The following is a 24,005-nucleotide window of genomic DNA, read 5'->3' as shown; positions in this document are numbered from 1 at the left end:
GAACCCAGCCCGCGCGGCTCTCGCCCACGTATCAGGTGCGGCCGGTCGGCATGGGAGCAGGTTCGTCCACCGTGCTCGAACGCGGCAGTATCGTCCGAAGCCCGATGCCTCGGTGCGACAAAAGCTCCAGCGCGACAACGCCCAGAAGCAACAGCCCGATCGCCATGTTGATGACGTAGAACGGTGATCCCGCCAGACTGAGACCGCTGTTGACGAATCGCAGCGTCAGGACTCCGATGGCAATTCCGAGGGCGGAACCTCGTCCGCCGCTCAGCGCCACGCCTCCGATCAGCGCCGCCGCCACAGCTGACAGCAGCAGGTTGCTGAAGCTCGATGCGTCGGCTGAACCCACCGACAGGGAAGCCAGTGCACCGAGAAGTCCGGAAAGCAGACCACTGGCGGCGAAGACGATCAGCAGCGGGCGCCACGCAGGTACACCGGACGCAATTGCCTCAGCCCGCCCACCCCCGAAGGCCCGGACCTCGACTCCCCAGGTGGTGACCTTGAGCGTCACGCCAACGAGCACGAAGAAGAAGATGGCGAGCAGGCTGCCCGGGGAGAAGATGAACCATTGCTGCTGGATCTGACTCGAGAGGTTCAGATCTGGTGTCACGACGGTCGACGTGTCGGAGAGGATCAACGCCAGTCCCAGGAGGGCCGTCGACGTACCGATGGTGATGACCACCGAGTGGAGCCTGACCTGCCAGACCAGGAGGCCCTGGACGATCCCGATCGCCAGACCGACCAGCAGCCCCACCACGATCGAGACGAACAGCCCGCTACCCGACACCTGGATCGTGACGATTCCAGCCACGGTCGCCGTGCTCGGCACGGCAAGATCCATCTCGCCGGCAATGATCGTCAGGCCGAAGGCAAGCGCCCCCAGTCCGAGGAAGACCATGCCTTGCATGATCGTGTAGACGTTGTTCACCCTGAGGAAGTCAGGCTGGGTCAGGCTGAAGATCGCGAACGCCACGAGGGCAATGGCGATCGTGCGGACGAGCTCGGGTGACGTACGTGCGAGGGACCTCATGACTTGCGACCACCCTTCACGATCCAGAACATGGAGACGCCGACCACCACGGCCAGCCCTTCAGCCAGTTGCCGCGGGCCAGTGCTCCAGCCCTGAAGAATCAACAGGTTCTGCAGCAATGCGATGAATACAGCGCCAAGCGCCGTTCGCAGGGTCGAGCCCTCCCCTCCCTGGATGGCGGTGCCACCCACGAGCACCGCGGCCACCACCTCGAGGTTTGCGCCGTCCAGGTTGGTGACAAGCCCACGATTGGACTGGGCCGCGACGAATGCGCCGGCCAACCCCGCGCACACACCGGAGATGACGAACGCTCCTGCCGAAATTCGGCCGATGGGCAGCCCCACAGAGCGGGCGGTGTCGCGGTTGGCTCCGGCAAGCATTACCGATCGGCCGAAGCGGGTCTTGACGATGACGATCTGTGCGATCACAGCGAGAAGCACGAAGGCCCACGTCGTCAGCGGTATCCCGAGCGGTTGCGCGGTGGCGAGCCAGGCGACTTGGTCGCGATCGATGATCTGGGCTCTCGAGCCCGTCACGATGGATGCCAGACCGTAGATGGCGGCACCTGCAGCAATGGTGACGATGATCGGATTGCCACCGATGGCCACGATCACCCCTTGGATCAAGCCGAGAAGCCCGCCGAGGATTAGCGCCACGATCAAGGCGAAAGTCCAGTGCCAGCCCGTGCCGACACCGGCGGCGAAGACGATGCTGCACATCGCGCCGGTCTGCTGCAGCGACAAGGAGAAGAAGTTGCCTGAGAGGGTCAGGAAAGTCGTCCCGATCGCGATGATGCCGATGAGGGACGCAACCTGGACGATGTTCAGCAGGTTCTCACCGGTCAGGAACGAAGGCGTGGTGGCACCGCCAATCACCAGGAGTACGGCGAGGGACATTGCGGCGATCGTTGGCACCAAGAACCGCGAGCGGAACTCGTCCCACACGTTCAGCGGCTCCATGCTGCTGATCTGTGCTGATCCGTCAGCGACGGCCGTTGAGGCTCGTCTCTCCTCGACGCGCTTCATGCCGCCGCTCCCTTGGGGTTGGTGATGTCGATGATGAGTTGTTCGTAGGTCACGCTGTCGCCGTCGTACGAGTCGATCTGGCGACCGCGGTACCACGTCGAGACTGTGTCGCAGAACCCATGCACCTCGTAGATGTCGGAGCTGACCACGATGATGCTCAACCCCTGCTCAGTCAGATGGCGCAGGTGACGATAGATCTCAGCACGGGCGCCTACGTCAACTCCCCTGGTTGGCTCTTCGATCAACAGGACGTCCGGCTCTGCCCCGAGCCACTTGCCGAGCACGACCTTCTGCTGGTTTCCACCGCTGAGGGTTTCGATCCGGTGCTTGAGACGCGCGGGGTTGAAGTTGACCAAGCCAGCCAAGTGCTGGGCCATTTGCCGTTCGGCTCCGCCTCGGATGATGCCGCCCGGACTGACCGCCGCGAGTCCCGGTGCCGTGAAGTTCTTGGAGATGGGTTGCCCGGCAAAAAATCCGTCGTGCTTGCGATCGGCTGAGCAATAGGCGATTCCCGCGCGCAGCGCTTCCCGCGGCGATCGGGTCCGCACTGCCCGGCCGCCAATGTGTATCGTCCCGCGCGTCATCGCTTGGGTTCCTGAGAGTGCCTTCAGGATCTCCGAAGCCCCGCTGCCGAGCTGCCCGGCCATGCCGTGGATCTCACCGCGACGCAGCTTCAGCGCGACGGGAGCTGTGACGCCGTCGGTGACAAGGTCGTCCGCCTGGAGCACCACATCGCCGACCTGCGTGGCTCGGTCAGGGAACATCCGTGACAGTTCGCGGCCCAGCATCGACTCGATCAGCGCATCCGGATTGGTGTCGGCCACATTGATCGCGGGGAGGCTGCGCCCGTCACGGATAACCGTGACTCGATCGGCGAGATCGAAGACCTCGTCGAGGCGGTGCGTGATGTAGACGACCGATCGTCCTTCCGAGCGCAGGCGCCGCACTGCCACCTTGACCCGCGCGATGTCGGCGTCCGACAACGACGCCGTCGGCTCATCAAGCATGATGACCTTGGCATCCCCGGAGACAACCCGCGCGATCTCGACAAGCTGACGCTCGGCAACCGGAATGGAACTCGCCGGGGCGTGCGGGTTGACGTGACCAAGGCCCACCATCTCCAGATAGGGAGCCGCCATCTCGGCCAGCCGTCGGGACGTGAACACCTTGCTGGAACCCGGCCGGCCGAGAAACACGTTCTCGGCCACCGACAGCGAGCCCACTACGCTCAACTCCTGCTGGACCACCGCGACACCGGCCCGTTCGGCGTTGCGTGCACTGCCCAACGAGACAGGCACACCCTCGATCTCGATCGAGCCGGTGTCGCGACGGACGAATCCGCACATGATCTTGACGAAGGTACTCTTGCCAGCGCCATTCTCTCCGACGAGCGCCATCACTTCCCCGTGGGCCAGGTTGAAGTCCGCGGACTTCAGCGCTTTGACAGCACCGTAGGACTTCGCGAGTCCTGTGACCTGGATCAGGTTGGTGCTCGGGTTGCTAGGAGCCGGCGACATGAGTGAATCCCTTCGTCAGGTGTGGATTGTCAGTACGAGCAGAGGTCGACCATCGACTGGCCCCAGAGCTTGGCGTCCTCGACCTCGTCAGCTGTGATGGGCGGGTTCGGCAGGTAGTTGAACTTCGAGATCTCCTTCGGCCACTCGGGCAGTGCGTCCGGGGTGGCAGGAGCTGAATACTCGCCGGCCTTGATCGCGGGGTTGGCGAAGTAGTTGACCAGCATCTGGGCCGAGAAGGTGCCCTCAAGCTGGGCAGCCTGCAGTCCCGTGCCGAACTGCCTCCCCGAGGTGAGGTCACTGACGTCGTCGCGGCAGTTGCCGCCGACGACGAGGACATCCTTGCCCGGCGTGAAGCCGGACTCAGTCAGCGCACGAATGACACCCGATGCCGAAGCGTCGTTCTGCGCGTAGACGATGTTCACTCCCTTGGACTTGATGACAGGGATGATCGACAGTGCGGCCTGGTAGCCGGTCGTGGCGTCGACTGCATCGTCGGCGCTGGCGACGATCTCGATGCCCTTGCCCTTAGTGACGTCCTCGAAGCCCTTGAGGCGGTTGATCGTGGCAGCGAAGCCGGGGTAGAACTTGACCACGGCGACCTTGGCGTCGTCGCCAGTGGCGATCTGACCAGTAGCTTCCAGCTGCTTCTTGGCTTTCAGGACCAGCTCGCCGGAGGCCTCACCGTTGATGACGTCGTTCACGCCCGCGTAGGCGGTGATGAACTGCTCGGTGTTCTTCGTCGGGAGCTGGTTGACCTGGAACACCGGCAGCCCGGTGTCGTGGAGGGCCTTGAGCGAAGCGGCGCCTGCCGCAGCATCGCTGGGCATCCAAACCCATGCCGCAGGCGACTTGTTGGTGCCGACCTGCTGCTGCACCTGCGAGTTCTGCTCGGCCTGGTCAGCATTGTTCTCGACGAACTTCACGTCGTAGCCCTGCTCGGAGAGGACTTCCTTGACGCCGCGCTGCCAAGCAGCCTGATAGGTGTCCGACGAAGTGCGTACGAAGGCGATGACGGTCTTGTCGGTGCCGGGCTTCGGCGCGTCCGACGAGTCGGAGCCGCTTGAGTCGGAGGACGCCGACGAGCCGCAGGCCGCAACGACTGCAAGGAGCGAGGCGGCCGCAACAGCGAGCCACGCCTGACGACGTGCTCGAGGACGAGAGGTGGGAATCTTCACAGGACTACTTCCTTCATTTTGGTGGGTCGCGCGGTCGGAAGGTCCGACCCGTTCGGCTGTTCGGCTGCGAGTGGTTCATGGCATAGGGCGGGCGCCCCTTTCGTCACAGACGAATCTGCCCCCGAAAACGGTGGGTGGTCAGCGCTCAGGCGACGAAGTAGCCGCCGGCGCTGACATTGAGGGAGGCGCCGGTGATGTACCGGGCCTCCTTGGAAGCGAGGAACATCATCGCGTTGGAGATATCGATTGGCTCGATCCACGGGATCGGGATCGCATTGGACGAGGCGAAGCCCGCGATGACGTCGTCCTTGGTGGGGACCTCGATGTGGGGCGCGAACAGGGTGTAGTTCGCCTGATTGTGGATCATGTCCGTGTCGACCGCTGTCGGACAGATGGCATTGACGGTGATGCCCTTGTCGGCCACTTCGGCCGCCACACTCTTGACGAGTGCCAGCACTCCGGCCTTGGCCGCCACGTAGTGGCTGATGGTGCCCAGTCCGACCTTGCCAGCGATCGATGACGTCGCCACGATGCGTCCGTAGTTCTGCTCGATCATGTGTGGCACGACAGCCCGCATGGTCTTGAACACGCCGGTTAGGCAGACGCCGAGCATGTCGTCCCACATGTCGTCGCTGATGTCGACCATGGCCGACATCGAGACAACACCGTGGTTGATCAACAGGATGTCGATCTTGCCGAACTGCTCGATGGCCGCGTCCACTGCCGCGCCCGTGGCTTCGGTGCTGCGCGCGTCGGCAGTGATCGCCAGGCAGCGGCGATCTAGGTCCTCGACCATCGACTGCGTCTGCAGCAGATCTTCCTGCGACGACAGCTCGTAGGGGACTGTGTCGATCTGGCTAGCGATGTCCGTGACGATGACGTCGGCGCCTTCACGGGCGAACTCAATCGCGTGCGAACGACCCTGGCCGCGTGCGCCGCCGGTCACCATGACGACTTGTCCATCAAACTTGCCCATAGTCAAAAGCTCCTTCTCAGTCGTTCCATCTGATCTGCATGTGGTCGAGTCGTGACCCGAGTCACACCAGAATGGCAACCGCTTGCCATCTTGTCAAGCGGTTGCCATAAATTCGGTGAATCGTCCGCCGACAGAGCCCTCCCGCCGGTTTCGAGTCGGCCCACGGCGTAGCGGGATCTCGCGACGCGGGGTCGACTCAGGCGATCGAGTGGCCTGGCTCCAGCGAGTCGTGGTCACGAAATGGGTGAAGTTCCAGCCCAAGCACGGCGTGGTCCCGCGTCACCAGCACCGCGCCGGTTGTGGCGTCGGTGAGGACCAGTCGGTGCTCGTCCGTGCCGAGCGCCAGGTTGGTGTAGTGGGTGCTGGCGCCGATCTCCACGATCTGCGCGACCTCCCCTTGCGGTGTCACCAGCGCGATGAAGCCAGGCCCACCATCGGACCCGACGGCCGCGACAAGCAGGGTGCCGTCAGCATCGAAGGCCAGCCCATCGGGCCGACCTTCGGGGAGCTCGCAGAAGACGCGAGGCGGCCCGACCTGACCAGAATCCCAATCGCACACATAGATGCGCTTGTCGCCACTGGACGCCACATAGAGGCGGTCGTCCGGACCGAACGTGATGCCGTTCGGGAACCACGGCACGGAGTGCAGCAGTTCACTCGACCCCGTGCTCGGGTTGCACCGCCACAGCCGGCCGTCGTCGTATTTCTGGTTGCGCGTCGAGTCGGTCAGATAGACCCACCCGTCGGGGCCGATGCACAAATCAGTCGGAAACACCGGATCGAGCGACACCCACGTCACACGACCATCTGGGTGAATTGCCTGCAGTCCACCGGGTTGGGAGCGGCGAACGACTCCAGGCCAGTGCCCACCGTTCTGGGCGACGTATACCGTTCCGTGCCGGTCGACTACGGCCCCGTTCGGGGCACCGCCCGGCGACGACAGGAGGGTGGGCCCGTCCACGCCGATCTCGTACACATGGCCTCGGTCCAACGACACGACGATGACGCCGGCGCCCACGATGACGGGTCCCTCTACGAACCCCAGATCTGTGGCGATCGTCTCGAAATGCCACTGAACTCGCGGAATGCTTGTCCGCATGGCAGGCGCAGGCGGCGAGGCAGTCACCGGTCGTTGACCATCACCGAGACAAACTTGCACGTGCGGCCGCTCCCATTGCGCCACCCGTGTCGGCCTCCACGCTGCACCAGCACGTCACCTGCGCTCAGCTCCACCTCGCCGGTGTCACTGACTGCGTGGACGGACCCCTCCACCACGATGTTGTAGTCGGTGGTCGGGGTCTCGTGCATCTCCACGACCGCGCCGGGCTCGGTCGGCGCGATCTCGACGAGGCGCAGGGCCGTGCCACCGCGCTCAGGCATTACCTCTAGCGCCTCGGGCACCGGGTCCGCATTGCCGTGGTTGGAGGCCAATGGTCCGGCGGTGCGCCAAAGCTCGTGAAAGACCAGCCCCGCCTCGATCAGGTGATGGACGCTGCCGGCTTCCGCGTCCTGGTGCACACACGATTTGCCGTCCGCGTCCTGCGCTGTGAATACCCGTCGAACCATCAGAGTCCACCCTCTCAAGATGCACCAGTGGGTGCCTGTCGATGTATATGGACATGTTCGCAACCGGTTGCCATAATGTCAAAGGTCCACCCTCAACACATGGAGAACTTGTGACCAGTCAGCGAATCTCACTCAACCTGAACCAGGACCGACCGCTCGTGGGCGTGGTACTCAAGATGCCGTGCCCAGCCGTGGTCGAGATGGCCGGGCACTGCAATGCGGACCTGGTCATCATCGACACAGAGCATGGCGCAGGTTCTGACACCGAACTGGAGCACCATGTTCGTGCGGCAGACTCCGCGGGCATCCCAGTCCTCGTCCGAGTGCCTGCGAACGAGACGCCGTACATCCAGGCAGCCCTGGACGCCGGGGCTGTCGGCGTCGTCGTGCCGCACGTCAGCTCGGTCGCTGACGCCCAGCGCGCAACGACTACGGCCCACTACCCACCGTTCGGCCACCGTGGGCTCGCACTCACCACCCGCGCCGGCGGACAGGGCACCGCTCAGCTCGAGGCCGCGCTCGCCGACGCCAGACAGAACACCATCGTGATCTGCCAGATCGAAGATATGCCCGGTGTGGAGGCGGTCGACGACATCCTCGGGGTCGACGGCGTCAGCGGCATCTGGATCGGGTCGAACGACCTGTCAATGTCGATGCGCGACCCCGCGGGACATCTCGACAGCGCCGCCGCGGAAGCTGCGGTTGCAGTGGTGAGCGAAGCCGTTGCGGGCTCGCCCAAGGTGCTCGCCATGCTGGCCCCCCCCCCGGCCGCCATGTCCTCGTGGCGAGCGCGCGGTGCGGACATCCTGTTGATCACCGGTCACGACCTGATGGCGAAATCGCTCACCGCCTACATCGGCACCGCCGCATCGATCGACGACGGCCAGCCATCGGCGATGTAGCAGTCAGCGCGGTGACTCGGCCCGAGCGAACCTGGCTGCAGTCACCGCGCGGCGGGGGCTACCGATTCGCGCCTGACGTACGACGCGCTGAGGCTCAGCTGCAGAGGTGGCGAACCAGCCTCACCGCGCGCATCCCGTTCGACGATGTCGATGAGGGCATCGGCCGCCTGCCGCCCGATTTCCTCGGTCTGCGCGGAGATGGTGGTCAGCGCCGGGTGCAGCACGGATGCGAACTGGATGTCGTCATGGCCCAGGACACTGAGGTCTGTCGGCACGTCCAGTCCGCGTTTACGGCACTGTGAGATCAGCGTGATCGCGGCAGCATCGCTGTGCGCCACAACCGCGGTCGCACCGACCTCCTCCAGCAGGTCGAGCGCTTCGATCGCGGCTGAGGTCTCATCTCGCTGCGGGCCCGTGATGTTGATCTCGACACCGACCTCTCGCGCGACGGTGCGAGAGCTTCGGCGCCGGATCGCGTCGCTGTATCCGCCGACCGGCCCCCGCATGTAGACCACCCGGCGGTGCCCGAACTCGACCAGATCGGCGAACGCCTCCCGGAGCGCCGGAGCCGAATCAGTCCAAATGCATGCGCGACCGGCAATCTCTCGATTGACCACCACGAAGTCGCCTTGGTCGGTCGCCTCGATCAGGTCATCGACCGACATTCGAGGAGAGACCAGCGCAATGCCGTCAACCTGTGAAGCGACCCGCTTGATCCATAACTTCTCCTCGTCGGGATTCTCATCGGTATCGATCAGGTAGACCGAGTGACCACGATCCTGAGCCCTTGAGTGGAACGAACGCATGAACTGCGCAAAGAAGGGGTTCCCGATATTCGGCACCACCATGGCGAGGTTGTTGGTCCGCCCTGTGCTCAGTCCACGGGCCGTGCGATTAGGCGAGTAACCCAGAGCTTCTGCTGCCGCCAGCACCTTCGCGACGGTCTTCTCGTTGATGCGTGAAGGTTGGGTGAACGCTCGAGACACTGTTGATGTCGCAACTCCCGCGCTGCGTGCGACATCGTAAATGGTGGTCTGGTGACGCACCATGCTGATCTCCTCTGGAGGGAATGGACTCGCGATGCAACCGCTCTCCTGAATCCGGAAGTTACCACATCGGGCTCATGTGACAAGCCGTCACCTGACCCCGCGTCGGAACAGTCGACCTACGACACCTTGACGCTTTCAGTCGCCGAGCAGTCGCGACAATGCCGGTCCGACATCACGATGGCTGGCCACGCGCGCGAGTCCGCCGCGTCCGAGGTTTGCCATCTCTCGGGCCAGCCCCTCGTCGTGTTCGCCATCGGTCTCGAGCAACACGTGCAGCCGTGGCAAGCTTCGCGCGACCAGACGCGGGTCACCGCCCGCATTGTGCATCGCATCGGTCAGTACGATCGCGTCACGACGAGGCGCTGAGGACTGCGACAACTGGTCGTTGGCGACCCTGAAGGCGAACTCGATGTTGGTCAGCCCGCGGGCTGGAATCCTGAGCAAACGGTCGAGCACCACACCATCGCCCACCGAGCCCGCGAACGACTTCAGCACCGCGGCCTCGGACCAGAACGCGATCACGGCAAACTCCTCGGATCGCCTGTCGAACTCAGCGCTCATGGCGCCGACCGCGGCGGCCGTCATGAGCATCTTTTCTCCGCGCATGGACCCTGACACGTCCACGATGAGCGCAGTCGCACGCCTGGACCCCAACCGCTCCCTGACAATGATGTCGCGCTCTTGGAGCGGTCGGCGTTCCACCAGCACGTCGAGCGTCCGGTCCACGTCGATCTCGCTCGAGCCGTGTCGGTATGGAACCGAGCGAAGTCGACCCGTCGTGCTTTCACAATCGGCCCGCCGCCTGCGCCACGTGGCGGACATCCGTCGCGCAAGTTGCTTGGCCAGGGCGGCAGCGTCGGGGTCCACGTATTCGTTCTCGAGCAGTTCGGCCAGGTCCCGCTCAGAGGACACTCGCCGGCTCATCGCCGAGGTCGGCGCACCCAGAAGCCCATCAAGATCACCCGTCGTATCCTCGACTTCCTCAAGTCGCCCGGTCGGCTTGGCGCCGGGGACGAACAAGTCGGGGCTGGCTGCGAGGGCCTTGGGCTTGCGGCGCAACGGCGTCAGGTCAGGCACCCGACCTGGTCGGTCCCCCACCTCCGGTACAACTGGAAGATTCAGGCTGGACGAGCCCGGCGATTCAGGCCGGGCTCGGAAAAAAAATGGTCCTCCCAGATCTGCGTGATGACCTGCTCGACAGTCCGTTCGGAGGTCTCATCGACAGCGATGCGGGCAGAGAGCGCGAGCATTGCAGAGTCGAGCACGACCATCGGCCGGTCCTGCGACTCATCCACCTCCGCCAGTTCCCTCGCGATGGCTGCCAGATCGATGGCGCCTCGTACCGACGAGCCACGACGCAACTCGGGGTGGTTCCGCGTCGCACGCGTGATCGCCACGGCGTCCGCCGCCAGATCGAGCGCGACGCCGGGCACGCGAGCAGCGACGATCGCCTCCTCCTCGTCCGGACTTTGGTAGTCCACGACCAAGCGGCACCATCGGTCGTAGACCGAGTCTGAGATCCGTCCGGTGCCAATGTTGTCGAACGGGTTCATCGAAGCCAGCAGGCGGAATGTGGGCGCCGCTTCGACCACGCCGAACCGTGGGACCACCACGGCGCGGTCCGCCATCGCTGCCAGCAGCATGTTCAAGGTGTCCTCGGGCGCCCGATTGAGCTCCTCGATGTAGAGGAACGATCCGGCACGCATCGCCTCAATGAGCGGGCCTGGCACGAACGCATCGGCCGAGTAGCCTTCAGCCAGCACTCGCGCTGGGTCGTGATGACCAACCAGTCGCGCCGGGGTGAGTTCCGCATTGCCCTCAACAAGGTGGAATCCCACGCCCCAGCTCTGGCTGACCGATCGCAGCAGCGTCGACTTCGAGGTGCCAGGCGGGCCCTCGAGCAAAATGTCTCGCCCCGCCCTGACCGCCGCCAGCACGAGGCGACTCTCTCGCTCACGTCCGACGATCTCGGGGGCGGCGAAGTGGGTTGCTTCCTCACGAACTATCGACATCGTGCTCCTAGGTCCACATCGGCTGTTGGCTGACATCGAGCCTACGCGGACGGCAAGCGGTTGCCAACACGCCGTTCAATTGTCAGGACGCAGACTTGTTCGCAGGCCCGTGCGTCCGGCGCCGCACGAGACTCACGGGATACCGCGTGACGATCGGAGCTTGACCCGGATCACGAATCTCCCTCAGCAGGAGATCAACTGCGCCCGCCGCAAGCGCCTCGAGATCGCAGCGCACTGTCGTGAGTCCCACGTGCGGCCACGCGCTCATAGAGATGTCGTCGAACCCGACGATCGACACGTCCTCCGGCACCCGAATGCCCAACACCCGAGCCGCGGACAATGCCCCCATGGCCATCACGTCGTTGCCACAGATGATTGCTGTCGGACGCGGCTCGGACACCAACAACGACATCGCAGCCTCCATGCCGGCGTCGTGGGTGAACGTCGCCCGGCGGGTCAATGACCGCTTGACCGCGATCCCAGTCTCGCGAAGTGCCCGCCGCACGGCGTCGTCCCGCTCCCGAGCTGTGGAAGTGTCCGCCGGCCCCTGGATCGACGCGACGACCGAGTGGCCGAACTCGGCCAAGAGCTCGCACACCATCTGGGCGCCCGACTCGTTGTCGACTGCACAACTGTGCGCCTCGGCGTGGTCGAGCACACGATTGGCCAGCACATGCGGCACTCCGTGCTCGGTCAGGTCGCGAGGAAGCCGAGACCAGCGACCCGTCGTGGTGAGAATGGCTCCGTCGTACGAGCCATCAGTCAGGGCCTCCAGGTCCACCCCGTCGTCACCTGCGCTGGCTACTATCGCGGTGCGGTAGCCGTTCTCGTGCAGGCGTTGCCGCATGGGCTCGACCAGTTCTGGGTAGTACGGATTGGTCAAGGCTTCCGAGACGACCGCAATCCGCTGCGTCCGCCGCGTCGAGAGTGTGCGTCCGGACTCGCTGCGCACATAGGAGAGCGACGAGGCCGCCTCGATGACTCGCTGCCGCGTTTCCGGCGATGTCCCGGGCAGGTTTCGCAACGCCCGTGACACCGTCGGCTGCGAAACCCCGGCCAGCTTCGCCACGTCGAAGCTCGTGATCTTTTTCATCCAATAACCCTCCCAACGTTGACAAGTATACGTATGCGTCGAATGGTGATCTTTACCACCCCACTAGGAGATGACATGCCCAAGCACCTCAAGTCCCCCGCTACGGTCGGCGCCGACGACAGCCGCCTTGATGGCGTCAAGGACACCGTGACAACTGTGATCGCCGACGTTCGCGAGCGAGGCGACGCGGCCGTCCGGGAGTACTCCGAGAAGTTCGACAAGTGGTCACCCGACAACTTTCTGCTGAGTGCAGAGGACATCGAGAAGATCGTCGCCACGGTGCCCGAACAGGCCATCGAGGACATCCGCTCCGTCCAGGCTCGCGTGCGCAACTTCGCCCAGCTCCAGAAAGACTCCTTGCACGATTTCGAGGTCGAGACAGAGCCCGGCGTGCTGTTGGGTCAGAAGAACATCCCCGTCACCGCCGCAGGTGCATACGTGCCCGGCGGTCGCTACCCGCTCGTCGCGTCGGCTCACATGACCGTCGTGACGGCGAAGGTCGCCGGCGTCGAACGCGTCACCGCGTGCACGCCGCCGATCCGTGGCGAGATTCCGGCCGCGACTGTCGCAGCGATGCACCTCGCTGGCGCTGACCAGATCTTCCTGCTCGGCGGCACCCAGGCCGTCGCAGCCATGGCGGTCGGCACCGAGACGATCGGCAAGGTCAACATGCTCGCCGGTCCCGGCAACGCGTACGTCGCGGAGGCCAAACGTCAGCTGTTCGGCGAGGTCGGCATCGACCTGTTCGCTGGACCCACCGAGGTCCTCGTCATCGCCGACGATCACGCTGACCCGTTCACCGTCGCAGTCGACCTGCTCAGCCAGGCCGAGCACGGCCCTGACTCTCCGGCGGTGCTCATCACGACGTCGGAGTCGCTGGCTCGTCGGGCGATGGAGCTCATCGAAGAAATTCTGCCCGGCATGCCGACCAACGACTTCGCTGGTCCCGCGTGGCGCGATCATGGCGAGGTCATCGTCGTCGGCTCCCTCGACGAGGCCTACGCGGTTGCCGATGAGTTTGCTTCCGAGCACGTGCAGGTCCTCACGCAGAACCCTCGCGAGGCCCTCGAGAAGATGCGCGACTATGGCGCACTGTTCCTCGGCGAGGGTACGTGCGTCTCGTACGGCGACAAGGTGATCGGAACCAACCACACGCTCCCCACGCGCGGTTCGGCTCGCTACACCGGCGGACTCTGGGTCGGCAAGTACCTCAAGACCGTGACCTACCAGGAGGTGACCGATCCCGCAGCGAGCGCCTCCCTGGGCGAGCTGTGCGGGCGGGCCGCACGCATCGAGTCCTTCGAGGGTCACGCCCGGTCCGGCGACATCCGGGCCCACAAGTTCGGTGGCGCCAAGCTCCCCTGGGCCCCCACCAGCCTCGGGAAGTGACCGTCGTGTCGACCGGCGGCACGGATGGCGCGGTCGCCGGTCGGACCGCCCTAGTGACGGGCGCCGGAAACGGGCTCGGTCGCCAGATCGCCATCACGTTGGCCGAGGCCGGAGCGCGGGTCATCCTCACCGGACGGGACCGGGCAAAGCTCGACGCGGTTGCGGAGGAGATTGGAGCAGCCGCCCGCGTGCAGGTCTGTGACACATCCTCCGCGACCGCGGTCGAGGCGCTGCGGGCCGCGGTCTCGGACGAGGAGGTCTCGATTCTGGTGAACAACGCGGGAGTCGCTGGCCCTGTGGCGGCGCTGACCGACGTTGATGTCGACGACTGGGACGCCGTGTTCGCGGTCAACGTCCGCGGCGTGTACCTGATGTGCAAGCACTTCCTGCCCCAGATGATCGAGATCGGGCGAGGGGACATCATCAACATGGCATCGGTCAGCGGCAAGCGCCCCCTCGCTCGACGCACCCCCTACACCGCGTCAAAGATGGCCGTGCTGGGGCTCACCTCGACGCTGGCACACGAGGTCGGTCCACTTGGCGTGAACGTCAACACCCTCTCGCCGGGACCAGTTGAAGGACCGCGCATGGACAGGAACTTCGCCCTCGAGGCCGAGCGAACAGGCACGTCGGTCCAGGAAGCTCGAGATGAGTTCGTCTCCCGCGCGGCACTACGCCGGATGGTCACAGAGGACGAAGTGGCCCAGGCCGTCATTGCCATGTTGCACATGCCTGGCCTTTGTGGCGCAGACATCGACCTGTCAGCGGGAATGATCGCACGCTGACGGAGGTGGGCTTCCTGCGCGCCGTATCCCTGAGAGCTGTGGACACGTGCCCGCAATCAACCGCCGGGCCCGGGGGTGCGGTGCGCAGGAAGCCCACCAATCGGCGTTGGCATGAAGCCAGACCACGCTCCCTCAGGAGTGCTGGCTGATCGGGCAGATACCTGGCCAGTCACCGCCAAGGAACAACACGGCATCAGATTCGAGACTAACCTCTTCGAACATCGTTACTCTCGCCCGAAGACGCAGCGGGGTCTGAGGCCGTCGGCGTAGGGGAAGTGGTCCGCCACCTGCTGCCCTTCTCGGCGACCAGAGCGCGCTACTTCTGCTTGGGAGTCACCTTCTCTTCCTCCACACGCGGGGCTGGACGGCATCCTCCCATCGCGACGGCCGCTGGTTGTCGGACAGTGCGGATCGGTCAGCGCATTGCGTTGTTCGAAGAGTTTCGGTGAGCGATATGCCAGGCGAGTACAAGGCGCCGAATTCTACTGCGCGCAAACGGGACCATGCCCAGAACGGCTCTATGAAACCCCTGGCACGGGTGGTCGGAGGGCCCCAAAGGCGAGCAGATGGCACAGCCACGACCGTCGGATCAACCGACTGTTGGTCACCACAATTTGAATCGATCGCCACGGCATATCCGACCTTGCCCAGTCCATCAGTCCGTCGGATGGTCTTCGATGGCATGACAAAAGCCCCTGACCGGCATTTCTGCTGGTCAGGGGCTTTTATTTGGTAGCGGGGACAGTGTGCTGGTTCAGGACATAGGCGACACATCTCTCAAGACATAGGAGACACCTCAGCTGCTGGTGATGCTCGAGCATGTCGAAGGCTCGCCTGGTCATCACCGCCCTGTTCGTCGAGCACCAAACCCCTTCGGAGGTCGCCACCCGCTACGGCGTCCACCGGTCCTGGGTCTACAAACTCAAAGCCCGCTACGAGACCGAGGGCGACGCCGCACTCGAACCCCGATCGCGGCGGCCCACGACATCACCCACAGCGATCAGCGACCACACCACAGACCTGATCGTCCGTCTGCGCAAGGAGCTGTCCGAGGTTGGTCTGGACGCCGGACCCGACACCATCGCCTGGCACCTCCAGCAGCACCACGACGTCACTGTCTCGGCCGCCACGATCAGCCGACACCTGGCCAAAGCCGGCCTCGTCGTCCCCGAACCACGGAAGCGACCGAAGTCGTCCTACATCCGCTTCGAAGCGCAGATGCCCAACGAGACCTGGCAATCAGACTTCACCCACTACCGCCTCAGCACCGGACATGACACCGAGATCCTGACCTGGCTCGACGACTGCACCCGCATGGCGATCCGCGTCACCGCCCACCACCGGTCACCACACCCATCGTCCTCGCCGAGTTCCGTGCCGCGATCAAAACCGTTGGAATCCCCGCCTCAACCCTCGCCGACAACGGCATGGTATTCACCGTCCGCCTCGCCGGCATCGGCCGCCAAGGCGGACGCAACAGCTTCGAGCACGAACTCCGCCGACTGCACGTGATCCAGAAGAACGGCCGACCGAACCACCCCACGACTCAGGGCAAAGTCGAGAGATTCCAACAGACCTTCAAGAAGTGGCTCCGCGCTCAGTCGGTCCAACCCGCGACGATTGTCGAGCTGCAGGCACTACTCGATGAGTTCGTCGACGAATACAACCACCGCCGCCCCCACCGGTCGTTGCCACACCGAGCAACACCGGCAACGCTCTATGACTCGATGCCCAAAGCCTTGCCAGGCAACTCCCGCGACACCGACACCCACGACCGGATCCGCCACGACCGCATCGACAAAACAGGGGCCGTGACGCTCCGCGTCAACGGCCGCCTGCACCACATCGGCATCGGCCGCACCCACGCCCGAACCCACGTCATCCTGCTCATCCAAGACCTCAACGTCAGGGTCGTGAACGCCGTCACTGGGGAGCTACTCAGAGACCTAGAAATAGACCCAGAACGCGACTACCAACCGCGCAAATGAAGAACACCCGAACCTGCTTCCGCAGGTTCGGGTGTCTCTTATCTCTTGCGAGATCACATTCGTAGCGGGGACAGGATTTGAACCTGTGACCTCTGGACGCCATCAGGGGCATCGCGGCTACTACGGACTCGGGCCGAAAGCTACCGATTCGCTCGGCGTGGTGAGGGAATCGCCCTCGCTTCCAACCTCAGGATACCCGTTTGGAGCGGAGTCGCACGGACCCAATCTGGACAGTTGATGGACACGGTTTGAATCCGGTCGAGCGAGCCCATAACGGTCCCTCGCGGATTGACGCATCTGACCGTGCACACATGGAGGTCATCACCCGTCCTGAGCGGCCGGAGGTCCTACGTGAACTGTCACTTCAGTCAGTTTGGGAACGTGATGACAAAGGCGGTCTTGCGCTTCATGAGCGATCGCGTGCGCGGCTTGAAGGTCAAGCGTCCCGTCAACCTGGACGCTGGGCTCGGCGTGGAGTTGGTGTCCGATCCACCGGAGCTGCAGGGAGTCGTCGCCGATGACGCCCGGGGTGTCGTTCAGGGCAATTTCTGCTTCATCGACCAAAGCCGGATCGACTCCGTCGAGCAACCGTCGGAAGACCTCGGTTGCGGCGGCACCGCGTGACCGCGTTCGCCACCAACACGACCCGCGTCCAGCTCGCCGACCTCGAACTGCGCCACCGCCGCCGCGCCCGTTGTGAGGACCGGATCCGTAACGCCAAGGACACCGGGCTGCGGGCGTTGCCGCTACACGACTTCGACCAGATCCAGATCTGGTGCGCGGTCATCGCCCTGGCCGGCGACATCGTCGCCTGGATGCAGATGCTCGGACTCCACGACACCGAAGCCCGCCGCTGGGAACCCAAACGCCTGAGGATGCGGCTCTTCGCCGTGCCCGCGACCCTGGCCACCAGCGCACGCACCACCCGACTCCGCGTCGCCGACAAGGCGCCCTGGGCCCACCTCGTTGACCTCGCCATCACCCGCCTACGCAAGCTCGCCGAGCAACCCCGCATCCACTCGACCGCGTTCGGCTGACCCCGGGCGCACGTGCCCACTCACCGACCCAGGAACCCCAGCCGACCGGACCCGGCGCAACCGAGACGACACTCGGTCAACTGTCCTACCCACCTGACACAATCACCCAGCAGACGAGCCGACCAAGGCCCCGCAACACGATCTATACGGGACCTATGAAATTTCGAGGCTAGGCACCGAAGCGACCTGGGACCATCCCCGGCGCCGATTCATCGAAATAGTCATTGCCGATCCGGCGAACTGGAAAACTAGCGACCGTGCGCCTGATCACGGCGGGGCGTTTGAATCGGCCGCCGCAGCGACCTTGGTTCCAACATTTTCGATGACCGACATTTGCTTCACTTCGTGCGATTCCAGTGGTTCCGGGACTTCGAGTGGCGCGCGCTAGCTGGCCGCCGTCCGGCGACGCGCCAGCAGCGGGGCGATGGCGCCAAGAGCGACACCGGACCCCTCAAACAGGTGGACCCAGTCGCCGAACGTGTCGGTAGCGATGACTCCAAGAACCGAGCCCGAGACAGCCAAGCCGAGCCCGCCGACGAGCAGATAGCTGCCCGCGACGCCGAGGGATCCCAGCACTGCCCCGGTTGAACGGCGCGCTAGGAGAAGACAGGCAATGCCCGTGACTAGGTGGAAAAGTAGATGCCAACCATTCACGACTACGGGAATGAAGCCGAAGAGGTCCATCTGGTAGACGCGGTGTGAATCGGTCACCGTCCCCGGCCAGATCACGGTGCCGGAAACAAAGTTGCCGACCGTAAACCACAAGCCGAAGCCGAGAAGCGTCCACTGGGTTGCAGTTCGAGGCGTCGCCGTGAGCTCCTGCGCCTTGTGTTCAGCCATGGGTCCTGCTTCCTCTAGGCGACCGCGCGGTCGGGCGGATACTCGATACTGCACTATAGTCGACGGCTGTGCCATGTTGTGCAGCACACATTTGGTGCCAGTTCTGGCATCCTTGCTCCATGCCCAACAACATCTCGTCCACCGGGTACCGCGCCGGAAACAAACCGCTCTCGGCCCGCTCGATGCTTCTGAGCCTCGTTCTTGGTGCGCATCCCGAAGGACTTAGCCCAGCGAAACTGGTCGCTGCCGGCGAGTACTTCGAGGTCTCTAGCTCGACCACTCGAGCGGCACTCGCCAGAGCAGTCCAAAGCGGAGATCTACGTCGAGCGGGCCGCGACTACGTTCTTGGAGATGCGCTGCTTCGCAGGCAACGCCGCCAGAACGAGGCGATGGCTGTTGCCGAGGTGCCATGGAACGGAGACTGGGAAGTTGCTGTGATCGTCGAAACCGGCCGCTCCGCCAGTGCTCGTGCGGCCTTGCGAGACGAACTTCGCGCGTACCGCCTTGCCGAATTACGCGAGGGGGTCTGGATGCGTCCCGCGAACCTTAGTCGCCTAGCCAACTACCGCTCTAACCCTGTGATCAGCACGTTTCGAGCCAAACCCGACGAAGACGCGGGCGAACTCGCCGACAAGCTCTGGAACCTCGGAACGTGGGGCGAAGGCGGCCGAAATATTGTTGATGCTTTGCGAAAGGCGGACTCCCGGCCTGCCCATCGCCTAGCGATAGCGGCCCACCTGGTGCGGCACCTCACCGAGGATCCGATCCTGCCGACAGCACTCCTGCCGCCCGGTTGGCCGGGCGATTCCCTCCGGACGGCCTACGCCCAATACCAGCACGAGCTTCGCTTGGTTTCCGACATCATGGGGAGCCCGGCCGAGTCATCCTAGCGCTACATAGATAGACACACTCGTGTCTATCTATGTAGCATGGGCGAATGACTCCCCCCGCACCGTGGCGGCGCAATGCTCATGAAGGCGACGACTCTCCTTACGCCGCGGCGAGCCCTGAAGACCAGGCGTCGCCGACGTACTCGACCCTGACCTACGAAGTCGATGGCCGTGTCGCAAGGTTGATCTTCAACCGTCCCGAGCAGGGCAACTCCATTACTCCTGACACTCCCGTCGAGCTTGCCCATGCCGTCGAACGTGCTGACCTTGACCCACGAGTCCACGTGATCGTCCTCAGCGGCCGAGGCAAAGGGTTCTGTGGTGGGTACGACCTCGCCGCATCAGCAGAGCATCTGATGGACGGCGGCACCGGTGTCGGCAACGGCGCAGCCGGGACTGTCCTCGACCCCGTCGTCCAGATGACCAACCACGACCCACAGGGAACCTGGGACCCCATGGTCGACTACGCCATGATGAGTCGATTCACTCGCGGTTTTTCCAGCCTGCTTCACGCCAACAAGCCAACGGTGGCCATGATCCACGGATTCTGCGTTGCCGGCGGCACCGACATCGCTTTGCACTGCGACCAGATCGTTATTGCCGCCGATGCCAAGATCGGCTACCCACCCACCCGGGTCTGGGGCGTCCCCTCGGCCGGTCTGTGGGCGCATCGCCTCGGAGATCAACGAGCCAAACGACTCCTACTGACCGGCGACTGCCTTAGCGGGACGGAGGCCGCCGAATGGGGTCTAGCAATCGAGGCCCCGGAGGCCAGCGAACTCGATGAGCGCACCGAGTCATTGGTGCAACGGATCGCGGCCATGCCGCTCAACCAACTCATGATGGTCAAGCTGGCCCTCAACTCAGCCCTGCTCGCTCAGGGTGTGCAGAACAGTCAGATGATCTCGACGGTTTTCGACGGGATATCTCGGCACACCCGTGAGGGCTATGCCTTCCAAACGCGCGCTGCGGAGGCGGGCTTCCGCGAAGCGGTTCGTGAACGCGATGCCGCGCCATTCAACGATGCCGGGCCCTCCACGAACAAAGGATGATCACGATGTCTACCCACGAAGTGTTGAACCAAGTTCCGCCACTCGTCGACCACAACACGGCTGACGACACCACGCTGTTGGAGGGTGTCGAGCGAGAAGGCGCCGGCTGGGCCATCGACGAGGTCCGAGAGCTGGGGAAACGGGCCGGTTCTGCCCGAGCACAAGACGCAGGGAGGCTCGCAGAACGCTTCCCGCCGCGACTCCACACGCATGACCGCTTTGGAAACCGCGTCGACGAGGTCGAATACATCCCCGCCTATCACGAACTCATGAACGTCGCGGTCGAGCACGGCTTGCACGGCTCCGCCTGGGCTGACGACCGACCGGGAGCCCACGTCGCCCGGGCCGCGAAGTTCATGGTGTGGAACGTAGATGCGGGGCACGGCTGCCCAATCTCAATGACGTACGCCGTTGTGCCCGCACTTCGCGCCAGCCCTGAACTGTCGAAACGATTCGAGCCATTGCTGACCAACAGGCACTACGACTTCGGGCTGCGCGACCCCGATACCAAGCGCGGCCTGATCGCGGGAATGTCGATGACCGAAAAACAGGGGGGCTCCGATGTACGGGCCAACACGACCCGCGCGGTCGCACAATCCGACGGAAGCTACCTGCTGACTGGCCACAAGTGGTTCACCTCTGCACCGATGAGCGATCTGTTCCTCACTCTGGCTCAGACTGAGGCCGGCCTCACTTGCTTCCTCGTCCCGCGGGTCCTTCCCGGCGGATCACTCAATCCCATGCAACTCATGCGACTCAAGGACAAGCTGGGCAACCGGTCGAACGCCTCCGCAGAGGTCGAGTATGACGAAGCAACAGGCTGGCTCGTCGGAGAAGAGGGTCGTGGCGTGCGCACCATCGTGGAGATGGTCAACATGACCCGCCTCGACTGCGTCATTGGTGCTGCCGCGGGAATGCGCACCGGCCTAATCCAAGCCACTCATCACACCCGGCACCGCTTCGCCTTCGGCAAGGCACTGAGCGACCAGCCGCTCATGCGCAACGTACTCGCCGATCTCACCGTCGAGTCCGAAGCCACCACGGCCGCCATGATGCGGCTTGCTGGCGCGAATGACCGCGCCATCCAGGGCGACGAGTCCGAGGCCGCCCTTCGGCGAATCGCGCTGGCAGTGACCAAGTACTACGCCTGCAAGCGAGCGCCCATGCATGCCGCAGAGGCACTCGAATGTCTTGGAGGCAATGGCTATATCGAAGACTCGGGCATGCCACGGCTCTACCGCGAAATGCCTTTGCTGTCGATCTGGGAAGGCTCCGGCAACGTTGCTGCGCTGGATGCCCTACGAGCAATCGCCCGCGAACCCGAGACGCTTGACGTTTTCTTCACCGAACTCGATCTTGCCGCCGGCGCCGACGCCCGCCTCGACGAGGCCGTCGTGAAGTTGAAGAAGGAGTTCACTTCCTTTGACGACATTGAACAACGCGCGCGGCGGATCGTCGAACAGATGGCTCTGGTGTTCCAAGGCGCGCAGATAGTCAGGTATGCGCCGTCGGAGATCTCCGATGCATTTTGTGCGTCGCGACTCGATCGAGATTGGGGCGGCGCCTTCGGAACCCTGCCAACCGGACTCGACCTCGAAGCGATCAACGCCCGTACACACGTCGACGCGCCGGGGCTCTAACGTGTCCATCGACGTCTCCCATCAGGGCCCAGTCACAATCGTGACCATCAACCGTCCCGAGGTCCGCAACGCCATAGACACCGAACACGCCCAAGCGTTGTTCGATGCATTCCTCGCCTTCGACGCCGACGACGACGCGAGCGTCGCAGTTTTCGCCGGCGGAGGTGGAACTTTTTGTGCTGGCGCCGACCTGAAGTCAGTCAGCGCTGGAAACAAGCGGATCGACCCGCCCGGTTCCCTGGGCCCCGCCCCGATGGGTCCGACTCGTCTGCTGTTGACCAAGCCGGTGATCGCGGCGATTGAGGGGCACGCGGTTGCAGGCGGACTTGAGCTGGCGCTCTGGTGCGACCTGCGGGTGGTCGACCCGGACGCGGTCCTCGGCGTGTTCTGCCGGCGCTTCGGTGTTCCGCTCATCGACGGTGGCACGATCAGGCTGCCAAGCTTGGTGGGACGCTCACGCGCCCTCGACCTGATCCTCACCGGCCGCCCTGTCGGCGCAGACGAAGCGCAACAGATGGGCCTGGCCAACAGGGTCAGCGCTCCCGGCTCCGCGCTAGATGAGGCCATCGTTTTGGCCGAACAGCTGGCCGCCTTTCCACAGACCTGTATGCGCGGAGACCGGCTGTCGGCATATGAAAGCGACGGACAGCCCCTGGACGTCGCGATCGAGACCGAGTGGTCTCACGGCACCAAGGCACTCCAAGAAGCCATGGCTGGTGCGAAGCAGTTCACAGAAGGCGTCGGCAGACATGGCATGTTCTAGGTGCTTTGAAAAGACCCCGACACTGCTGCGGGATCACCACGATCGACGACGGGAAGTCTGACAGCAATGACTACTGTCGGAGCGCCGAATGGTGAGCACGGACCAAAGGGCGCGGCTTCAAAACCGGCGAACACCGGGCCGGACGGGCACGACAAGTCCACGGAACAGGTCATGGGTGCCTTGGCGATTGTTGGCTTGATCGTTCCCAACGCGATGGTCGCGGCGTTCGTGTTCGAAAACGGCACCGACGTAGGCGGCTACTTCGCAAGTTGGTTCGGCACGCTGCCCTCCGGCCAGCTGTTCGCGGACCTCGCGATTGTGTCCGTGGCGTTCTGGGTGTGGTCCTACTACGACCATCGGCGCACCGGGACGCCGCGTTGGTGGCTGATTCCGTTCGCAACGCTGACGGTTGGCATCTGTTTCGCAGTACCGCTGCATCTGTGGATTCGAGAGCGAAAAGTACGCATCAGCAGTCTCCACTCGTAGCTGTCCATGAAGCGGCACTTCGACCTATGAGCCGGGCGAGCACGACCTCCCACCACCGGGCACTCAGGCCATCGACGCGTCCGATGCGAGATGGCTGGTCCGACGACGGCGGGCGACCGACCATGTCGTCACGCTGGCGATAGCCGTCACGACGATCGAGATGGGGATGATCAGGACGAGCGGCTCGCTCACGGCCCCGACTGAGTCACGGCCGCTGATCTGGATCGTGAGTGCCAAGGCGACGGACCATACCCCTCCGGCCACGGCTCCCCGCAGGGCTGCACCCCGCTTCGTGACGTGCTGCGTGCCCGCCGGGAGACCCCCGACGAACGACACCACGATGGCCAAGATGTAGGCCCACCACACTAAGGTGCCGAGGTAGCCGGTGACAATGCCCGCGACCACAGCACCACCCGCGGCTTCCCAGATCTGCCTGCCGGTTCTCATCGACGAGAACAGGGGACTGCCCAGACTTTGGAGGTCACCTTGACCTGCTCGTCAGTGGTGTTGCGGGGTGCTAGTCGTCCTCCCGTGGCTGCGGCGCAATTGGCGCCAGCAGAGCACCAAGCCGCCGACATCGGTGCCATCGACGCGCTCCTCGGTATCGACACCACTGGCTTGACTGGCCCCCAGGTCGGGGTACTCGGTGCACGCACGATGGTCGTCGGCGCTGGCCGCACGCTCGCGGTCGCCATCATCCTCTATTCGGCGATCTGGCAGGTTGTGCGCCGCCTCCGGCCCGAGCCAGTCCTGACGTCGACATAAACGTTCCGGTGCGCCAGAAGCG

The 24,005-nt window shown here is 64.2% G+C and carries 25 protein-coding genes and 1 pseudogene; 12 read left to right on the top strand and 14 right to left on the bottom strand.

Features of this window, described 5'->3' with window-relative positions; genetic code table 11:
* Positions 1-31: 31 nt before the first annotated feature.
* The 7 genes from C6I20_RS03010 to C6I20_RS02980 form a co-directional block, all read right to left on the bottom strand.
* Positions 32-1,033: an ABC transporter permease gene (locus C6I20_RS03010; protein ID WP_118394604.1), complete on the bottom strand. Its 1,002-nt coding sequence runs from the start codon at positions 1,031-1,033 to the stop codon at positions 32-34.
* Positions 1,030-2,058, bottom strand: a complete 1,029-nt coding sequence (locus C6I20_RS03005) for an ABC transporter permease (RefSeq protein WP_118394603.1) — start codon at positions 2,056-2,058, stop codon at positions 1,030-1,032. The genes C6I20_RS03010 and C6I20_RS03005 overlap by 4 nt, the downstream gene beginning before the upstream one ends.
* Positions 2,055-3,575, bottom strand: coding sequence for a sugar ABC transporter ATP-binding protein (locus C6I20_RS03000; protein ID WP_118394602.1), 1,521 nt, complete (start codon positions 3,573-3,575; stop codon positions 2,055-2,057). The genes C6I20_RS03005 and C6I20_RS03000 overlap by 4 nt, the downstream gene beginning before the upstream one ends.
* 29 nt (positions 3,576-3,604) lie before the next feature.
* A complete protein-coding gene (locus tag C6I20_RS02995; protein ID WP_118394601.1) occupies positions 3,605-4,750 on the bottom strand; it encodes a sugar ABC transporter substrate-binding protein in 1,146 nt (381 codons plus the stop codon).
* Between the two features lie 145 nt (positions 4,751-4,895).
* On the bottom strand, positions 4,896-5,726 hold the full coding sequence (locus C6I20_RS02990; RefSeq protein ID WP_118394600.1) for a mycofactocin-coupled SDR family oxidoreductase: 831 nt from the start codon (positions 5,724-5,726) through the stop codon (positions 4,896-4,898).
* Between the two features lie 196 nt (positions 5,727-5,922).
* Positions 5,923-6,516 (bottom strand): SMP-30/gluconolactonase/LRE family protein, encoded by a 594-nt coding sequence (locus C6I20_RS02985; protein ID WP_162891085.1) that lies wholly within the window; start codon positions 6,514-6,516, stop codon positions 5,923-5,925.
* A 332-nt stretch (positions 6,517-6,848) separates the two neighbouring features.
* A complete protein-coding gene (locus C6I20_RS02980) occupies positions 6,849-7,292 on the bottom strand; it encodes a cupin domain-containing protein (RefSeq protein ID WP_118394598.1) in 444 nt (147 codons plus the stop codon).
* A gap of 47 nt (positions 7,293-7,339) precedes the next feature.
* On the opposite strand from C6I20_RS02980, the gene C6I20_RS02975 reads away from it, so the two are divergent.
* Positions 7,340-8,194, top strand: coding sequence for an HpcH/HpaI aldolase/citrate lyase family protein (locus C6I20_RS02975; protein ID WP_162891084.1), 855 nt, complete (start codon positions 7,340-7,342; stop codon positions 8,192-8,194).
* Between the two features lie 41 nt (positions 8,195-8,235).
* Here C6I20_RS02975 and C6I20_RS02970 read toward each other — a convergent pair whose 3' ends face one another.
* From C6I20_RS02970 to C6I20_RS02955, 4 genes are all read right to left on the bottom strand, one after another.
* Positions 8,236-9,243, bottom strand: a complete 1,008-nt coding sequence (locus C6I20_RS02970; RefSeq protein WP_118394596.1) for a LacI family DNA-binding transcriptional regulator — start codon at positions 9,241-9,243, stop codon at positions 8,236-8,238.
* A gap of 135 nt (positions 9,244-9,378) precedes the next feature.
* Complete coding sequence (locus C6I20_RS02965; protein ID WP_118394595.1) at positions 9,379-10,320, bottom strand: VWA domain-containing protein; 942 nt, start codon at positions 10,318-10,320, stop codon at positions 9,379-9,381.
* A 41-nt stretch (positions 10,321-10,361) separates the two neighbouring features.
* A complete protein-coding gene (locus C6I20_RS02960; protein ID WP_118394594.1) occupies positions 10,362-11,255 on the bottom strand; it encodes a MoxR family ATPase in 894 nt (297 codons plus the stop codon).
* An 82-nt stretch (positions 11,256-11,337) separates the two neighbouring features.
* The gene (locus C6I20_RS02955; protein WP_118394593.1) at positions 11,338-12,348 is read right to left on the bottom strand and encodes a LacI family DNA-binding transcriptional regulator; all 1,011 of its coding nucleotides are present in this window, start codon (positions 12,346-12,348) and stop codon (positions 11,338-11,340) included.
* Between the two features lie 75 nt (positions 12,349-12,423).
* Between C6I20_RS02955 and hisD the strand changes: the two genes are divergently transcribed.
* From hisD to C6I20_RS17305, 4 genes are all read left to right on the top strand, one after another.
* Positions 12,424-13,737, top strand: coding sequence for a histidinol dehydrogenase (gene hisD, locus C6I20_RS02950; RefSeq protein WP_118394592.1), 1,314 nt, complete (start codon positions 12,424-12,426; stop codon positions 13,735-13,737).
* Complete coding sequence (locus C6I20_RS02945; protein WP_216822977.1) at positions 13,734-14,522, top strand: SDR family NAD(P)-dependent oxidoreductase; 789 nt, start codon at positions 13,734-13,736, stop codon at positions 14,520-14,522. Before hisD ends, C6I20_RS02945 begins: the two co-directional genes overlap by 4 nt.
* 819 nt (positions 14,523-15,341) lie before the next feature.
* Positions 15,342-16,034 (top strand): helix-turn-helix domain-containing protein, encoded by a 693-nt coding sequence (locus C6I20_RS17310; RefSeq protein ID WP_216822976.1) that lies wholly within the window; start codon positions 15,342-15,344, stop codon positions 16,032-16,034.
* The gene (locus tag C6I20_RS17305) at positions 16,031-16,510 is read left to right on the top strand and encodes an integrase core domain-containing protein (protein WP_216822975.1); all 480 of its coding nucleotides are present in this window, start codon (positions 16,031-16,033) and stop codon (positions 16,508-16,510) included. Before C6I20_RS17310 ends, C6I20_RS17305 begins: the two co-directional genes overlap by 4 nt.
* Before the next feature lie 321 nt (positions 16,511-16,831).
* On the opposite strand, the gene C6I20_RS17830 is transcribed toward C6I20_RS17305, so the two are convergent.
* The gene (locus tag C6I20_RS17830; protein WP_371682678.1) at positions 16,832-17,074 is read right to left on the bottom strand and encodes a cation transporter dimerization domain-containing protein; all 243 of its coding nucleotides are present in this window, start codon (positions 17,072-17,074) and stop codon (positions 16,832-16,834) included.
* 50 nt (positions 17,075-17,124) lie between these two features.
* Between C6I20_RS17830 and C6I20_RS02930 the strand changes: the two are divergent.
* Positions 17,125-17,547 (top strand): annotated as a pseudogene (locus C6I20_RS02930) (transposase); the annotation flags it as partial.
* A gap of 384 nt (positions 17,548-17,931) precedes the next feature.
* On the opposite strand, the gene C6I20_RS02925 reads toward C6I20_RS02930, so the two are convergent.
* Positions 17,932-18,387 carry a DUF4383 domain-containing protein gene (locus C6I20_RS02925; RefSeq protein ID WP_162891083.1) on the bottom strand — a complete coding sequence of 152 codons (456 nt, stop codon included), beginning with the start codon at positions 18,385-18,387 and terminating at the stop codon, positions 17,932-17,934.
* A 119-nt stretch (positions 18,388-18,506) separates the two neighbouring features.
* Here C6I20_RS02925 and C6I20_RS02920 point away from each other — a divergent pair, with 119 nt between their 5' ends.
* The 5 genes from C6I20_RS02920 to C6I20_RS02900 all read left to right on the top strand — a co-directional run bounded on the left by C6I20_RS02920 (position 18,507) and on the right by C6I20_RS02900 (position 23,218).
* Positions 18,507-19,277, top strand: coding sequence for a PaaX family transcriptional regulator C-terminal domain-containing protein (locus C6I20_RS02920; protein WP_118394589.1), 771 nt, complete (start codon positions 18,507-18,509; stop codon positions 19,275-19,277).
* 47 nt (positions 19,278-19,324) lie between these two features.
* Positions 19,325-20,329, top strand: coding sequence for a crotonase/enoyl-CoA hydratase family protein (locus C6I20_RS02915; protein ID WP_118394588.1), 1,005 nt, complete (start codon positions 19,325-19,327; stop codon positions 20,327-20,329).
* A gap of 5 nt (positions 20,330-20,334) precedes the next feature.
* Positions 20,335-21,969 (top strand): acyl-CoA dehydrogenase family protein, encoded by a 1,635-nt coding sequence (locus C6I20_RS02910; protein WP_174232938.1) that lies wholly within the window; start codon positions 20,335-20,337, stop codon positions 21,967-21,969.
* Position 21,970: 1 nt separating this feature from the next.
* Positions 21,971-22,732 carry a crotonase/enoyl-CoA hydratase family protein gene (locus tag C6I20_RS02905; RefSeq protein ID WP_118394586.1) on the top strand — a complete coding sequence of 254 codons (762 nt, stop codon included), beginning with the start codon at positions 21,971-21,973 and terminating at the stop codon, positions 22,730-22,732.
* A gap of 66 nt (positions 22,733-22,798) precedes the next feature.
* Positions 22,799-23,218, top strand: coding sequence for a DUF2834 domain-containing protein (locus tag C6I20_RS02900; protein ID WP_118394585.1), 420 nt, complete (start codon positions 22,799-22,801; stop codon positions 23,216-23,218).
* 63 nt (positions 23,219-23,281) lie between these two features.
* Here C6I20_RS02900 and C6I20_RS02895 read toward each other — a convergent pair whose 3' ends face one another.
* Entirely contained in the window at positions 23,282-23,665 is a 384-nt protein-coding gene (locus C6I20_RS02895) for a hypothetical protein (protein WP_162891082.1), read from the bottom strand.
* A gap of 84 nt (positions 23,666-23,749) precedes the next feature.
* Between C6I20_RS02895 and C6I20_RS02890 the strand changes: the two genes are divergently transcribed.
* Positions 23,750-23,983: a hypothetical protein gene (locus C6I20_RS02890; protein ID WP_118394583.1), complete on the top strand. Its 234-nt coding sequence runs from the start codon at positions 23,750-23,752 to the stop codon at positions 23,981-23,983.
* Positions 23,984-24,005 lie beyond the last annotated feature (22 nt).

The sequence above is a fragment of the Aeromicrobium sp. A1-2 genome (assembly GCF_003443875.1).
Lineage (GTDB): Bacteria > Actinomycetota > Actinomycetes > Propionibacteriales > Nocardioidaceae > Aeromicrobium.
Note: the sequence above shows the minus strand (reverse complement) of the source record. Positions and strands in the feature narration are given on the sequence as shown.

Coding starts and splice junctions, on each gene's coding strand:
- hisD (WP_118394592.1), top strand. CDS start 12,424: ATGCCCAAGCACCTCAAGTCCCCCGCTACGGTCGGCGCCGACGACAGC.
- C6I20_RS03005 (WP_118394603.1), bottom strand. CDS start 2,058: ATGAAGCGCGTCGAGGAGAGACGAGCCTCAACGGCCGTCGCTGACGGA.
- C6I20_RS02960 (WP_118394594.1), bottom strand. CDS start 11,255: ATGTCGATAGTTCGTGAGGAAGCAACCCACTTCGCCGCCCCCGAGATC.
- C6I20_RS02900 (WP_118394585.1), top strand. CDS start 22,799: ATGACTACTGTCGGAGCGCCGAATGGTGAGCACGGACCAAAGGGCGCG.
- C6I20_RS03000 (WP_118394602.1), bottom strand. CDS start 3,575: ATGTCGCCGGCTCCTAGCAACCCGAGCACCAACCTGATCCAGGTCACA.
- C6I20_RS17310 (WP_216822976.1), top strand. CDS start 15,342: ATGTCGAAGGCTCGCCTGGTCATCACCGCCCTGTTCGTCGAGCACCAA.
- C6I20_RS02910 (WP_174232938.1), top strand. CDS start 20,335: ATGTCTACCCACGAAGTGTTGAACCAAGTTCCGCCACTCGTCGACCAC.
- C6I20_RS02925 (WP_162891083.1), bottom strand. CDS start 18,387: ATGGCTGAACACAAGGCGCAGGAGCTCACGGCGACGCCTCGAACTGCA.
- C6I20_RS02970 (WP_118394596.1), bottom strand. CDS start 9,243: ATGGTGCGTCACCAGACCACCATTTACGATGTCGCACGCAGCGCGGGA.
- C6I20_RS02990 (WP_118394600.1), bottom strand. CDS start 5,726: ATGGGCAAGTTTGATGGACAAGTCGTCATGGTGACCGGCGGCGCACGC.
- C6I20_RS02920 (WP_118394589.1), top strand. CDS start 18,507: ATGCCCAACAACATCTCGTCCACCGGGTACCGCGCCGGAAACAAACCG.
- C6I20_RS02915 (WP_118394588.1), top strand. CDS start 19,325: ATGACTCCCCCCGCACCGTGGCGGCGCAATGCTCATGAAGGCGACGAC.
- C6I20_RS02895 (WP_162891082.1), bottom strand. CDS start 23,665: ATGAGAACCGGCAGGCAGATCTGGGAAGCCGCGGGTGGTGCTGTGGTC.
- C6I20_RS02975 (WP_162891084.1), top strand. CDS start 7,340: ATGGACATGTTCGCAACCGGTTGCCATAATGTCAAAGGTCCACCCTCA.
- C6I20_RS02980 (WP_118394598.1), bottom strand. CDS start 7,292: ATGGTTCGACGGGTATTCACAGCGCAGGACGCGGACGGCAAATCGTGT.
- C6I20_RS02955 (WP_118394593.1), bottom strand. CDS start 12,348: ATGAAAAAGATCACGAGCTTCGACGTGGCGAAGCTGGCCGGGGTTTCG.
- C6I20_RS03010 (WP_118394604.1), bottom strand. CDS start 1,033: ATGAGGTCCCTCGCACGTACGTCACCCGAGCTCGTCCGCACGATCGCC.